This is a genomic window from Candidatus Cloacimonadota bacterium (assembly GCA_020532085.1).
GTDB lineage: Bacteria > Cloacimonadota > Cloacimonadia > Cloacimonadales > Cloacimonadaceae > Syntrophosphaera.
This window is the reverse complement of the sequence record JAJBAV010000013.1, coordinates 23,033-35,901: the sequence shown is the minus strand read 5'-3', so window position 1 is coordinate 35,901 and position 12,869 is coordinate 23,033. Positions and strand designations below refer to the sequence as shown.

Here is a 12,869-nt window from a genome sequence, read left to right as displayed (position 1 = left end):
CTTCATTGTCTTCGGCTTTGGAAAAAATCCCTGAGCAAGGCGGCGCAATCCTCTTCCAGCACGCCCCGGACGATCCGGGGATGGTGGTTGAAACTCTTGTCCGCCAGCACGTTGTAGACTGAGCCCACGGCCCCGGCCTTGGGGTCTGAAGCGCCGAACACCAAAGTGCCCAGCCGGCTCCAGATCATCATGCCGGCACACATCAGGCAGGGCTCCAAAGTCACGTACAGGGTATAATCCTGCAGGTACTTGATTTTGGAGGCGAGGATTTTGTCAATGAGCAATTTTTCCGCGTGGGCCAAAGGATCGGCCTGCTGGCGGGTCCGGTTGTGCTGAGCGGCCACCAGTTCACCGTCTTTCACCAGCACCGCCCCCACCGGGATCTCATCTTCGCTCACGGCCCGGCGGGCCTCGTCCAGGGCCAGCCGCATCCAGGCGGTGTGTTCAGAACTCATCAGAAATGCGCTCCCAGGCTCACCGAGCTGCGCCAATCCAGGTTGTCGAGGCTGTCACCCACGGGATTGAGGGAAAATTCCAGCAGCGAGGCCTCGGTGAATTTCCAGGCCAGGCCCAGCAGCAGGTTGTATTCGGTCCAGGTTCCCCAGGAATACTGGGGCTGGATGATGTAATAGAGGTTCTGGATGTCGTGTTTGAGGGTCAGCGCGGCGGTGTAGCGGGTGTTTTTGAAATCGATCACGTAGATCTGGCCGTTGAAATCGGCATATTCGTTGCGCTCGAACCCGAAGCTTAGGTCCGCCAGAAAGGCGTTGCCATCGTTGTTGCGGTAGGGCAGCAGCAGCCAGCGCTGGTCCTGGGAGCGGGCGGCGAAGGGAAAGCTGTCGAACACGAGCTTGTACTCCAGTTCCAACTGGCGGTAAAAGGCCTTGTCGGTGGGATCGTACATATAGCTGGTGTAATCCGCGCGGATCAGGTAGTTCTGGTTGAAGAGCAGCCGGTCGCCGATCAGCATGGCGCAGGAAGGATTGTAGATGTAACTGGCGGTTTGTTTGTTGTTGCCGGAGAGCAGGCCGTCCAGATATACGTCGTCGGTGAGATTCCAATAGAGGCGGTTGCTGAGCTTGAGGCGCTCTTTCCAGTAATGGGCATTGGCCAGATTCACCCGGATGTGGCGAAGATCGTTGTCCCAGCGGTTCTGATCGTCCGGGAAACTGCTGCGTTGCAGGTCCACCGAGAAAGCGGCGGAAAGGGTGTCGCCGCCTGTGTATTCCCAGTTCAGGCCGGTGGAAAGAAAGCGATTTTCGCTTTCGCGGCTGGTCTGGGTCAGGCTGTAGGTCTTGAGGCCGTAACCGTGGCTGAAAGTGGATGACCAGCCGAGGTTGTACACGGGTTTGAGCTCCAGCGAGAGCGAAGCCTGGTTCATCAGGTCCGAGTTGTTGCGCACCGTGTTTTCGGCCAGATCGGTGATCCGCTTGTTGAAACTCTCCTGCAGATTGAGGCGGAGGAGTTCCCAGGGCTCGTATTCCAGACTGCCGGAATAAACCAGGGAACTGCGCCTCTGGCTGTCATCGAGGTCGTAAAAGCCCCTGCCGCCAGCGGAGGTGTCCGGAAGCAGCACATAGATGTCATCATCGCGGCGCGAGAGGCTGAAATTGTTGTTGACCAGCAGATTTTGGCTCTGGTGGTTCAGCCAGGCGGCCAGCGAGCCGGTCTGGTAATACTCCCAATCCATGGTTTTGCGCTCATAGGCGGCGCTGAGGCCGGTGCGGGTGTTGAGGAGTTCGGTGGACGCGGAGGCCCGGCCGTGCACCAGGTAGCCCTGGCTGTTGAGTTTGGAACCCAGCAGGTAGCGGTCTTCCTCAGAGCGGATGAAGCCTTGCACGCCGGCCTCGAAGAGCAGGCTGTCCGCTGGCATCAGGTCAAGCGTGTAGCCCAAAAATCCGGTCTTGTTGCGGTAAGGCTGAAACTGCTCGTCCAGTTCGCTGGAGTCGTAGAGGTATTCATAGCCAGACTCAACGCTGTGGCGCAGCAACTCGCGGTCGAAAGCCAGGTCCAGGCTCAGCAGGGAGCGGCGGCTGCGTTGGGAGAAATTGAGCCGCTGTTCGCTGAAGGACTGCGCGCTGATCTGCAGCAGTGAGGCTTTGAAGGGTGTAAGCTGGTAACGGAGATTGTTTTCCAGGTTGCGCGAGGAATTGCTGCCGGAGAAGCTGAAATCCAGCAGATTGGCCTGCGCGCTTAGAAAGCAGAAACTAAAGCAGAGCGCTGAGAGCAATAAATTCCGCTTCACTGAGCGTTTCTCCGCGACGGGTGAGATCGATGCCGCTTTGCTGCTGAACGCGGCTGAGGCCGTCTTTGTCCAGCAGGCTGGCCAGGTTGTTGCGCAGGGTCTTGCGTCGGTGGGCAAAGGCCAGTTCGATCAGTTTGAGATACTTGGCCAGATCGGGGATCACGGCTGGAACGGCTCTGGGCTTGAGGGCCAGCACAGCGGAATCGACCTTGGGGGCGGGCGTGAAATTCTCGCGGGGAACGTCCAGCAGGATCTGGGCGTCAAAGATCCTCCGCAGGCGCAGGGTCATCACCCCGTAAGCCTTGCGGTTTGGCTCCGCGCAGATGCGCTCCGCCACTTCCTTCTGCACCATCAGAGTGGCCGCGGTGAAGGCGAGGTGATGCTTTTCCAGCTTGTAGAGCAGGGGGGAGGTGATATTGTAGGGGATGTTGGCCACCAGCTTCAGGGGTTGTCCCGAGCGGGCGAGCTCCGCTTCCCAGTCCAGCCGCAGCACATCGCCCATCAGCAGTTCGATGGAATCGCCGAACTCTTCACGCAGAGGGGCTTCCAGCCTTCGGTCCAGCTCAAACGCGCGTAACCTGGCCCCTGCCGACAGCAAGGCCCGCGTGAGGATGCCGTGGCCGGGACCGATCTCCCAAACCTTCTCGCCCGGCAGGATCCCGGCCAGTTCCACGATCTGTCTGGCTATATCCGGCTGGTTCAAAAAATTCTGCCCGAGGGCTTTGATCGCGCGCATCAAAAAAAAATCAGATCACCCCAAAAGCTCGGCAAGGGGCGATCTGAATCTCCAGAATAGGGGCCGCGTCAGGCGCTGAGGCGCTCGGCGGCAATGTTCTTACAGTTCTTGCAAACTTTGACGGTCTTGTCGCCGACCTTGATCTCGTTGAGCAACTTGATCCCGGTGCGGTGGCAGACAGGGCATTCACCCCGCCCGTGCTGAGGGAGGTTTTTCACACCTTTGCCACGACGGTTGTCTTTGGACATCATTATCTCCTTGGTTTATTCTCAATTATATCTTGCCATGATAAATCCACAAATACCAGGGCGGCTTTTGCGTCAACTGATATTTGCGCGGATGAGCTCTGATCCCTTGTTAAAACAGATCAAAAGCCAATATAGCATTGTGAGTCGGTGAAAGCTTCCAAGTTCAAGATGCCTTGTTTCCCGCATATCCAAACGGGCCCTGATCAACAGTTTTTCCGTACGGCGAACCAAGCCAGATCAAGCCATTCCCTTTCCATGTTAGTTGATCAAAAACACTTTAGATGGATTTATGGTATTACTATTCCGGGATTTTATCAGGTATACACGGGACAAGCTCCTAAGAAAAGCTTCATTCGGTTGAGGCCGCTTGGCGTGATGGGTCCTGCATTCGATCATAGCCCTGCCTTGGCAGGCTGCAGGGCAAGGGTTAAGGTGTCGCGAAAGCTGATCAGAAAAGCCTGGAAATCGCAGTGAAACTCCCTCGCCAGAAGGGTGCGGGACTATGGGCGGGGGTTTCAACCCCGGTATAAGCGAAGGCCACAACTTTAGGATAAACCCCTCGCCAGGGGGTGCGGGACTATAGGCGGGGGTTTCAACCCCCGTATAAGCGAGCCCGGGAAATCCATATAACATTCAGCCAGCACCTCCCTCCAGCACTGGCGCAGCCTGTGCTGGAGCGAGGGACTGGCATATTATCGTCAATCAATCTGCAGTTTCATGATACGGGGGTTGAAACCCCCGCCTATATTGCTGCACCCCGCGCCAGGCGGGGTTATTCCACGGGACAGTCTTGGCACCGGATATGGGAGTTGAAACCGGCTTTTTCCCTGTGGCTAGTTGGAGTCGAGCGACGTAGGAGCATCGATGACAGCCGATTCCTTACCCACCTGCCCTGGGTGTCATTCTTGGCAGCCGGGGTCCCCTTTGGGGTGGCCAGAACCGGAATCTATAATTCCTCAGGTTACTTGGCTACAACCAGCCTGGCAGTGGCGATGGTGCTGTTTCCCCTCTCCAAACTAATCAGGTAAACACCGCTGGGCATGCGTTCCAAAACCTCGGCAGGAAGCTCAAAGATCTGCTCCCTCGTTTGCCCGGAGAGCTTGCCGGAAAACACTACCTGTCCCCGGATGTTGTAAATGCTGTAACCCAAATCCCCTGGCGAAAATGACTACCGCTATACACATCTTATTGCACATGAATCTCTCCTTATTTGCTAATTAGTAGTTTTGTCGAGGCGACACTGATAGCATCCACACTCACATCAAGCAAGTAAACTCCTGTTGGCAAGGGGTTCAGCGTGAATCTGAACTCGTCTTTACCCTGAATATCGGAGTATTCATGCAATAACTGCCCCTTGATATTGAATAACCTGATCTCACGATGTTTACTTTTCCTCAATGACTCGCCTTCATATCTGAGCGTAACAAACTCCGATGACCTTACCGGATTGGGGTAAACACTTACTTGCAAGTGATTATCCAAAGGAGGCAGCGTTTCATCCAGATTGCTGACCATTTGCGCATTGCCAGCATACACGTACACATAACCAGGATTGAAGCCTTCATGCTGAGGATCTTGACCTGGAGCTCCTATTGCCACATCATCATAGCCATCGGCGTTAAAATCTCCTACTGCCACACCATGGCCATAATATGACTGGTTTCTGTATTTGGTAAAGTCGGCCTCAGCATTCATATTATTGCCACCCAAACACACCGCAAAACGCCTTTGGCTGTAGCTGGCCGCAACTACGTCATCGTAACCATCTCCGTTAACATCACCAAACTTTACACCCTTTGCCAGGGAATTACCATAATAAATAGGATTCAATAGGAGGTTGGGAGGCTGGAAGGAACTGAAATTGTCCGAGCCGAACCAAATTTTCATCCCTTCAGTATCTGCACAACCAAAAAAATCGTGGTAGCCATCATCATTCAGGTCTCCCAGGGCTCTACTCAATGCGGTGTAGAAAAATGGTGACTGAAAGAGCACAATAGGGTTTACAAATTCTCTTTGGCTGTTCCCATAATAAATATATCTGTCATTTGTTTCATCAGTCCCCCAACCCCAATATGATACTGAAATATCATAAAACCCATCGTTGTTAATGTCGCCAATCCCGTTGATATGCGAACCCGGGTCTGGATAAATGAGACTGGTATCAACTGTCTGCCACTGAAAAGAGCCACCCCAGATAATTATCTGCCGACGAATGTTTCCTGGAGGTTGGCGATAATAAACTCCGATATCATCATAACGATCTCCATCTACATCTCCCAGCCGATCCCAGTAAAAATCTGTATATGGCAGGTCGATGATGTGATCCGGATTCAGGATATTCGCTTCCGGTCCGCTGTTAAAGATCAGTAACCGCTTACTTGAAAAAGGAATCATGTCCTCTATGCCAAGATCATCATAACCATCTCCGTTCAGATCTCCAAAGTTGTATGGCTCCCATACCCGTCTGTATGCTCCCGTACCAGAACCATCAATAAAATAACCTTCGTAGCTCTGGATTGGCTGGGTTGCGAAACTAAAACCGGGGTCTCCGAAGTAAACATCTACTTTCCCAAGCGCAACGACTCCTGCATTGGGATCGTAATTCCAAGCAAATGACCACACTATCAGATCATCGTATCCATCATGATTGAAATCAAGACTTACATTAGTATGACCAAACTTAGAGCAATGATGCTCTCCTGCAAATTCTGCCATGAGAGGCATGTCGCTTATGCTCCAAAGCTGTATGGAAACAAAAATACACACTGCCAAGAGTATGCAAACTCGGATTGACTTAGAGTGCATCATGACTTTCACACCTTTCTCAAATCACTTGGCCACCACCAGCCTGGCAGTGGCGATGGTGCTGTTTCCCCTCTCCAAACTAATCAGGTAAACACCGCTGGGCATGCGTTCCCAAGCCTCGTTCGGAAGCTCAAAGATCTGCTCTTTGTTATTACCATTGAGCTTGCCGGAAAACACTATCTGTCCCCGGATATTATAAATGCTGTAGCCCAAATCCCCTGCCTGTTCGCTTTTGACTGATACTATTACTTTGCTGCTTGCCGGTTGAGGAAAAACCCTGATGAATGCCTCCGGTATAGGCGCAACCTGATCATCGCTAGCCACGGTTGTGTCCTCAAGCTGGGCATTACCTCCAAATACCCATACATATCCATTGAAGTTACCGCTTGGCCAGGGATCGTATTCATGTGATGCGGCTATGGCTATATCGTCATAACCATCGGCATTGAAATCTCCGGTTACCAGACTATAGCCGTAGTTCTCATATCCGGGATTGTTCTTGATCATGTCAGCAGTTCCATTTACGTTTTGCCTGCCTAGCCAAACCGCGAACCCGCTCCCAAAGCTCGCTCCAACCGCGTCTTCATAACCGTCGTTATTAAAGTCACCATGCTCCAAAGAGCGTTGGAACTCCCCGCCATACCAGGGTGGGTCCATATCAAAATCAGGTACAGCGTAGTTGATATTGGTTCCACCCAGCCAGGCATGCATCCCCTCATCCGTAATGTAGCCCATGAAGTCGTCATAGCCATCGGCATTCATGTCTCCCAGCGGCTTGCTGCCTCTGGATACTCCATACTGGCAATAGATGAGTGTGATTGGATTATCAGTATTCCCGGCGGCATTGCCATAATAGAGCCGAATCAGATTGTGGGTGGGATCTGAAGACGGGGTGGCAAATGCCGTGGTAAAATCAGCGTAGCCATCGTTGTTGATGTCACCGATACCATGGATTGAACATGAATAAGAATAACTTGCTTCCCCATTAGAAACTACATGTTCTTGAAATGATCCTCCCCAGATGATTGATAGTCTATTCAGGTAAGAAGGAGAGTGCAGGTAATAGAACCCCATATCTCCTAAGCCGTCTCCATTTACATCGCCAAGGGGTAATATCCTAAAAAAAGTGTATACACTTCCATACACATTGAGCACATAATCGGGATTCTCCAGATTGGTGGTTCCACCATAGAAAAAGAGCAGTTTCTTATAGCTCTCGTTCCAGGATATGTGGTCTTCTACATACATGCAGAGATCTTCAAAGCCATCACCACTGATATCACCGACTTTAAAGATACCTCTAATCTGTCTGCCCACAATATTAGCATATGTGCCTTCGATTGTTATACTGGCTGGTGTGGAGGAATTGAAACCTACTCCACCATAATAGATATATATCTTACCTCTTGTCGGTGTGATACCGTACTCATATCCGTAAGAAAAAGAGCATACTGCCAGATCATCTAATCCATCATGGTTGAAATCCAGAGATACCATTGAATATCCGTACATAGAATTGTGATGTTCGCCCTGAAAGGCAGCGATGACGGGCATATCGTTTATTGCATTTAGGAGGGTTATGGACAATAGCAATGGGATCAAAAGAGTTGCACTGCGCATATTACTCATTGTTCCTCCATCGATTTCATGACTGTCGGACTATCTTTTGTTTCTTTGGTACATCCTAAAAATTGAACATATATGCGTCAAGGAATTTCGGTCACAGCCTTCTGTTGCTTCCTGCGATTCGCCGGAATGACGAGCAGGCCAATAATGAGATTGTGTGAGTCAATGCCAAGCCCGCGAAAGGGCTCTTCAGCGGGCTTGGATATTTATCGGTTTAGGCTGGTTCGCTCAGCGCTCCAGCTTGAATTTGTCGCCCAGGGAGAGCACGAACTCCGTGATAAGTTTCACCGCGGCGTCCAGGTCTTTGAGCGAGATCACTTCGTTGGGCGAATGCATGTAGCGGTTGGGGATGCCGACCACGGCCATCGCGGCACCTCCTTTGAGGTCGTGGATGGCGTCGGCGTCTGTTCCGGTGCGGCCCGGGGCGATCTCGATCTGGATGGGAAGCTTGTGTTTCTTAGCCACATCCAGCAACCGCGCATGCACAGCCGGATGCATGGCAGTGGCGATGGTGTTGTTTCCCCTCTCCAAACTAATCAGGTAAACACCGCTGGGCATGCGTTCCAAAGCCTCGGCAGGAAGCTCAAAGATCTGCTCCCTCGTTTGCCCGGAGAGCTTGCCGGAAAACACTACCTGTCCCCGGATGTTGTAAATGCTGTAACCCAAATCCCCTGGCGAAAATGACTACCGCCATACACATCTTATTGCACATGAATCTCTCCTTATTTGCTAATTAGTAGTTTTGTCGAGGCGACACTGATAGCATCCACACTCACATCAAGCAAGTAAACTCCTGTTGGCAAGGGGTTCAATGTGATCTTGAACTCATCATTGCCCGCTATGTCTGAGTATTCCTGTAGTAACTGCCCTTTGATGTTAAACAACCTGATCTCTCTATTTTTGCTTTTTCGCAGTTTCTCGCCTTCAAATCTGAGCGTAACTGTTTCCCTTGCTGGATTGGGAAATACACTGACCCTTTCTTGTGCGTCAATGGCAGAGTTGAGATCGTCATCCACACCGACGGTGGTATCCACTAATCCGGTATTGCCAGCATAGATGATCAAGGCACCGGGAGTGTCGGATAGTCCCGGTGGGCGGTGGGATGCGCTAATTGCCAAGTCGTCCAGTCCATCGGCATTGAAATCTCCTGCCGCCATGGCATAGCCAAAGCTGGAATACACGGCAACGCTTGCAGGACGCCGCAGCAACAGGTCATGCGTGCCGTTGAAATGCCTTTTACCCAGCCAGATGACCGCTGCTCCATCATCCGCGTAGGCGGTGTACTTAGAGCCGATCAGGTCGTCATTGCCATCCCCGTTCAGGTCACCGAAGGTAAAACCAATATCTGCCCACCCGAAACCGAAATAATCCGGACGCAGTTCCACGTCAAAGACCGGAAATAGCGTTTCTCCGCCCAACCACAAAGCACCATAATAATCAGTCCCTTCACGAATGAACCTGCCTAAAAAGTCTGCATATCCATCACCGTTGACGTCTCCCGCCGCTAGGGGTTTTACTGCATAATCGATACTGCTATCTGAGACCAGATTGACCACCTCACACATTGAGATGTCCCGACAGCCATAGTAGAGATCAACGTCGACATCTTCATGATTACTATTATTGGCATATGCTAGGATGAAGTCATCAAAACCGTCATAGTTAACATCGCCAACTCCATTGATCCGAGCGTATCCCATAATATCAGTTGTTGTTTCATAGATAGTATAGAGCTGATATGATCCACCAAACATGATGTCGAGTTTAAATTTGTCTGGATTATTCCACTTAGTAACCAAACCCAGATCGTCAAAACCGTCTCCGTTAATATCGCCCAGGGCGAATACTTCCGACCAATCTACATACTGACCCTGCATCCAATAGGCGGGATGGTCAAACAGCAGCCCAGGTGTTGTAGAAGGCTGCTCCCCGCCAAAATAGACGCAGATCCGGTATATCGCATCCATGGTTCCAGCATTGATCTGACGGATCGCGGTCAGGTCTTCAAATCCATCGCCATTCACGTCACCTGCGTTTTTCAGACTGCCAGAATTGAAGTAATCATGCGGAGCGCCATAGATAACAAAGTCTGCCTCTGTATCGAAATCTGTTCCGCCATAGAGACAGAAAATCCTGCCATAATCATAGGTTCCTATGTCTTCAAAGCGCGGATTGTTGCGCTGCAAAACAGCTAGGTCTTTGATTCCGTCTCCGTTGAAATCCAGCGCCGCCATGCCACGCCCCATGCCTAAAGTGTTTGGTTCACCCTGTAGAATTGCCATCACGTCCAGATGATTCTGGCCTGATAAACCACAAAACCAGATCTGTAGCAATACAACCAAAACAAACTTTGTAACTTTCATGTTTCCTGCCTTGAAATTCAACCTGGCATTTATTCCTTTGATACTCCCTAAATATTGAACATATATGCGTCAAGGAATTTCGGTCACAGCCTTCTGTTGCTTCCTGCGACTCACCGAAACGACGCGCAGGCCAATAATAAGATTGTGTGAGTCAATGCCAAGCCCGCCGAAGGGCTCTTCAGCGGGCTTGGATATTTATCAGGGCTGGATCGCTCAGCGCTCCAGCTTGAATTTGTCGTCCAGTGAGAGCACGAACTCCGTGATCAGTTTAACCGCGGCGTCCAGGTCCTTGAGCGAGATCACTTCGTTGGGCGAATGCATATAGCGGTTGGGGATGCCGACCACGGCCATCGCGGCACCTCCTTTGAGGTCGTGGATGGCGTCGGCGTCTGTTCCGGTGCGGCCCGGGGCGATCTCGATCTGGATGGGAAGCTTGTGTTTTTTGGCCACTTCAAGCAGCCGCTTGTGCACGGCCGGATGCATAGCAGCGCCGATGCTGAGGGTGGGGCCCTTGGCCAGGGCCACGTCTCCGAAGACGCGTTTGTCCGCGCCGGGGATGTCTGAAGTGAAGGTCACGTCCACGGCGATGGCGATATCGGGCTCGATCTGCCAGGCGCTGGTGCGGGCTCCCCGCATCGTGGTTTCCTCGCCCACACTGGCAACGGCGTAATAAGAGGCTTTGAGGGCTTTCTTGGCCAGTTCCTGCATCACCGCCGCGGCCACATAGACCCCCACCTTGTTGTCGGTGGCTTTGGAGACGATCAGGTCGTCGGACAGGTGTTCAAACACGCTGTGATAGGTGATCACGTCGCCGATGGCGACTTTCTTCAGGGCCTCTTCCTTGCTGGAGGCGCCGATGTCGATCCAGAGGTCTTCCATTTTCAGTTTGGGGTTGTCGTCGCTGCCGCGCATCATGTGAATGGGCTTTTTGCCGATGATCCCGCGCACCACTTTGCCCTGGTGATAGATGTCCAGACGCAGGCCGGGCAGCAGGTTGACGTCGAAACCGCCCAGGGATTTCACGTAGAGGTAGCCCTGTTCGTCGATGTGGTTCACGATCAGGCCGATCTCGTCGGCATGCCCAACCACCATCACTTTCAGCTTGCCGCTGCCTTTTTTGAGGGCGATGAGGTTGCCGTTGCGGTCCAGGGTGATCTTGTCGGCCACGGGTTTCAGGTAATCCCGCACCACGGCTTGGGCAGGCGCTTCAAAGCCGGAGGGGCTGGGCGCGGAAACAAGGTCTTTGAGGAATTTGAGGTTCTTCGCGTTTGGCATTATCAGTTCCTAACAGTTGTTGGCGGATTCGTCCGCGAAAGGGTTGAGGGTCTTTTTCTGCACCGGCTGTTCGTGGGGGATGATGCAGAGGAATTTCATCAGCTCCGTGCCGGTGTTCTTGAAAGCGTGACTCATGCCGGGATCCACATAGATGGCGTCGTTGGCGGCGAAGGGCAGATCGCCTCTTTCGGTTTGCAGCACCCCGGTGCCGGAGAGCACAAAGACCTCATGCTCCCAATCGTGCACGTGGAAAGGAGTGTGGCCCTGGGGCTCCACTTCGAACATCCGCAGGGCGAAATTCGGAGCGCCGTCTTTCTGGGCGATCAGCCAGCGGATCATGGTCCCCTCGGCCCCTTCGGCGTGAACGGGTTCCAGCGCGACTTGGTCAAAATGTACTATTTTCATCTATTCCTCCTTGAATAGGCTTGAGATATCGGTTGCGGCCACGGTGGCGGCCTCGTTTACAGGATAATCCAGAACCGGAACAAAGCTACTCATAAACCGGATAGCCCGTCACCAGCAGGTCCTCGCCGCTGGGCTGGCAGGTCATGTCCCGGAGGGCCAGAGCGGCGGAAATGTCGGGCAGGGCGAGTTCCGCCAGCATGGCTTTGTTGCCGCCCAGGAGTTTGGGTCCGTAATAGATGTGGCATTTATCCACCAGGCGCGCCGCGAAAAAGCCCGAGGCCAGTTTGCTGCCGCATTCCAGCAGCACCAGGCAATGTCCCTGCTGATAGAGGATGCCCAGCACCTCTTTCAGGCTCAGGATCTCGCCCATCGCCGTAACCGGGTGGATTTTCGCGCCCAGCGCGATCAGGATTTTGGCCCGCATCGTTCCTTCCTTGCCCCGCGCGCAGAAGATGACGGTGGGGATATCGTGCATGCTGCGGGCGATGCGTGAATCCGGAGGCAGTTTCAGCAGAGGGTCCAAAACCGCACGCAGCGGCTGTTTTAAGGCGTCTTCGAGGCGAACGTTGAGCAGCGGATCATCGCATAAAACGGTGCCGATGCCGGTGAGCACCACATCGGCTTCCTGGCGCAGCCGGTGAGTGTGTTCGCGGGATGTCGCGCCGCTGATCCAGCGCGAAGAGCCGTCCTGCGCGGCGTATTTGCCGTCCAACGACAGCGCGGCCTTCCAGATCACGAAGGGTCGGCGCTTGCGCACGTGGCAGAGGTGGTATTCCAGCTGGCGGGTTGCTTCCGCGGTCAAAACCCCGGGGATCACTTCGATGCCGGCCTCCTGCAAATGCAGCACGCCTTTGCCGTGCACCAGGGGGTTGGGGTCCAGGATGCCCAGGAAAACCCGGCTGATCCCGGCCGCGATGATGGCCTGGGTGCAGGGCGGGGTTTTGCCCTGGTGGGCGCAGGGTTCCAGGGTTACATACATGTCCGCGCCCCGGGCCTGCTTTCCCGCCTTGGCAAGGGCCTGCACCTCGGCGTGGTCGCCTCCGTAATGCTGGGTCCAGCCTTCTCCGATCACCCTGCCGTTCTTAACGATCACGGCCCCCACAAAGGGATTGGGAGAACAGGTCCCGCGCGCTTTTTCGGCGGCCTTCAGGGCCCGACGCATGAAT

At 53.2% G+C, this 12,869-nt stretch carries 12 protein-coding genes; all 12 read right to left on the bottom strand.

Annotation, left to right across the window (positions count from 1 at the left end):
- Window positions 1-2: 2 nt before the first annotated feature.
- The 12 genes from tadA to ribD all read right to left on the bottom strand — a co-directional run bounded on the left by tadA (window position 3) and on the right by ribD (window position 12,865).
- Window positions 3-455, bottom strand: coding sequence for a tRNA adenosine(34) deaminase TadA (tadA, locus tag LHW45_04950; GenBank protein MCB5284923.1), 453 nt, complete (start codon window positions 453-455; stop codon window positions 3-5).
- A complete protein-coding gene (locus LHW45_04945) occupies window positions 455-2,245 on the bottom strand; it encodes a hypothetical protein (GenBank protein ID MCB5284922.1) in 1,791 nt (596 codons plus the stop codon). Before LHW45_04945 ends, tadA begins: the two co-directional genes overlap by 1 nt.
- Window positions 2,208-2,981, bottom strand: a complete 774-nt coding sequence (gene rsmA, locus LHW45_04940) for a 16S rRNA (adenine(1518)-N(6)/adenine(1519)-N(6))-dimethyltransferase RsmA (protein MCB5284921.1) — start codon at window positions 2,979-2,981, stop codon at window positions 2,208-2,210. Before rsmA ends, LHW45_04945 begins: the two co-directional genes overlap by 38 nt.
- Before the next feature lie 68 nt (window positions 2,982-3,049).
- Window positions 3,050-3,229: a hypothetical protein gene (locus tag LHW45_04935; GenBank protein MCB5284920.1), complete on the bottom strand. Its 180-nt coding sequence runs from the start codon at window positions 3,227-3,229 to the stop codon at window positions 3,050-3,052.
- 961 nt (window positions 3,230-4,190) lie between these two features.
- On the bottom strand, window positions 4,191-4,379 hold the full coding sequence (locus tag LHW45_04930) for a T9SS type A sorting domain-containing protein (GenBank protein ID MCB5284919.1): 189 nt from the start codon (window positions 4,377-4,379) through the stop codon (window positions 4,191-4,193).
- A 56-nt stretch (window positions 4,380-4,435) separates the two neighbouring features.
- Window positions 4,436-6,037 (bottom strand): FG-GAP-like repeat-containing protein, encoded by a 1,602-nt coding sequence (locus LHW45_04925; protein ID MCB5284918.1) that lies wholly within the window; start codon window positions 6,035-6,037, stop codon window positions 4,436-4,438.
- A gap of 21 nt (window positions 6,038-6,058) precedes the next feature.
- Window positions 6,059-7,663, bottom strand: coding sequence for an FG-GAP-like repeat-containing protein (locus tag LHW45_04920; protein ID MCB5284917.1), 1,605 nt, complete (start codon window positions 7,661-7,663; stop codon window positions 6,059-6,061).
- A 225-nt stretch (window positions 7,664-7,888) separates the two neighbouring features.
- Window positions 7,889-8,326, bottom strand: a complete 438-nt coding sequence (locus LHW45_04915) for a M20/M25/M40 family metallo-hydrolase (protein ID MCB5284916.1) — start codon at window positions 8,324-8,326, stop codon at window positions 7,889-7,891.
- A gap of 56 nt (window positions 8,327-8,382) precedes the next feature.
- Window positions 8,383-10,023 (bottom strand): T9SS type A sorting domain-containing protein, encoded by a 1,641-nt coding sequence (locus tag LHW45_04910; protein MCB5284915.1) that lies wholly within the window; start codon window positions 10,021-10,023, stop codon window positions 8,383-8,385.
- Window positions 10,024-10,236: 213 nt separating this feature from the next.
- Complete coding sequence (locus tag LHW45_04905) at window positions 10,237-11,298, bottom strand: M42 family metallopeptidase (protein ID MCB5284914.1); 1,062 nt, start codon at window positions 11,296-11,298, stop codon at window positions 10,237-10,239.
- 9 nt (window positions 11,299-11,307) lie between these two features.
- Window positions 11,308-11,703 (bottom strand): cupin domain-containing protein, encoded by a 396-nt coding sequence (locus LHW45_04900; protein MCB5284913.1) that lies wholly within the window; start codon window positions 11,701-11,703, stop codon window positions 11,308-11,310.
- An 85-nt stretch (window positions 11,704-11,788) separates the two neighbouring features.
- Window positions 11,789-12,865, bottom strand: a complete 1,077-nt coding sequence (gene ribD, locus LHW45_04895) for a bifunctional diaminohydroxyphosphoribosylaminopyrimidine deaminase/5-amino-6-(5-phosphoribosylamino)uracil reductase RibD (GenBank protein MCB5284912.1) — start codon at window positions 12,863-12,865, stop codon at window positions 11,789-11,791.
- Window positions 12,866-12,869 lie beyond the last annotated feature (4 nt).

Coding starts and splice junctions, on each gene's coding strand:
- LHW45_04925 (MCB5284918.1), bottom strand. CDS start 6,037: ATGATGCACTCTAAGTCAATCCGAGTTTGCATACTCTTGGCAGTGTGT.
- ribD (MCB5284912.1), bottom strand. CDS start 12,865: ATGCGTCGGGCCCTGAAGGCCGCCGAAAAAGCGCGCGGGACCTGTTCT.
- LHW45_04935 (MCB5284920.1), bottom strand. CDS start 3,229: ATGTCCAAAGACAACCGTCGTGGCAAAGGTGTGAAAAACCTCCCTCAG.
- LHW45_04920 (MCB5284917.1), bottom strand. CDS start 7,663: ATGAGTAATATGCGCAGTGCAACTCTTTTGATCCCATTGCTATTGTCC.
- rsmA (MCB5284921.1), bottom strand. CDS start 2,981: ATGCGCGCGATCAAAGCCCTCGGGCAGAATTTTTTGAACCAGCCGGAT.
- LHW45_04900 (MCB5284913.1), bottom strand. CDS start 11,703: ATGAAAATAGTACATTTTGACCAAGTCGCGCTGGAACCCGTTCACGCC.
- tadA (MCB5284923.1), bottom strand. CDS start 455: ATGAGTTCTGAACACACCGCCTGGATGCGGCTGGCCCTGGACGAGGCC.
- LHW45_04910 (MCB5284915.1), bottom strand. CDS start 10,023: ATGAAAGTTACAAAGTTTGTTTTGGTTGTATTGCTACAGATCTGGTTT.
- LHW45_04905 (MCB5284914.1), bottom strand. CDS start 11,298: ATGCCAAACGCGAAGAACCTCAAATTCCTCAAAGACCTTGTTTCCGCG.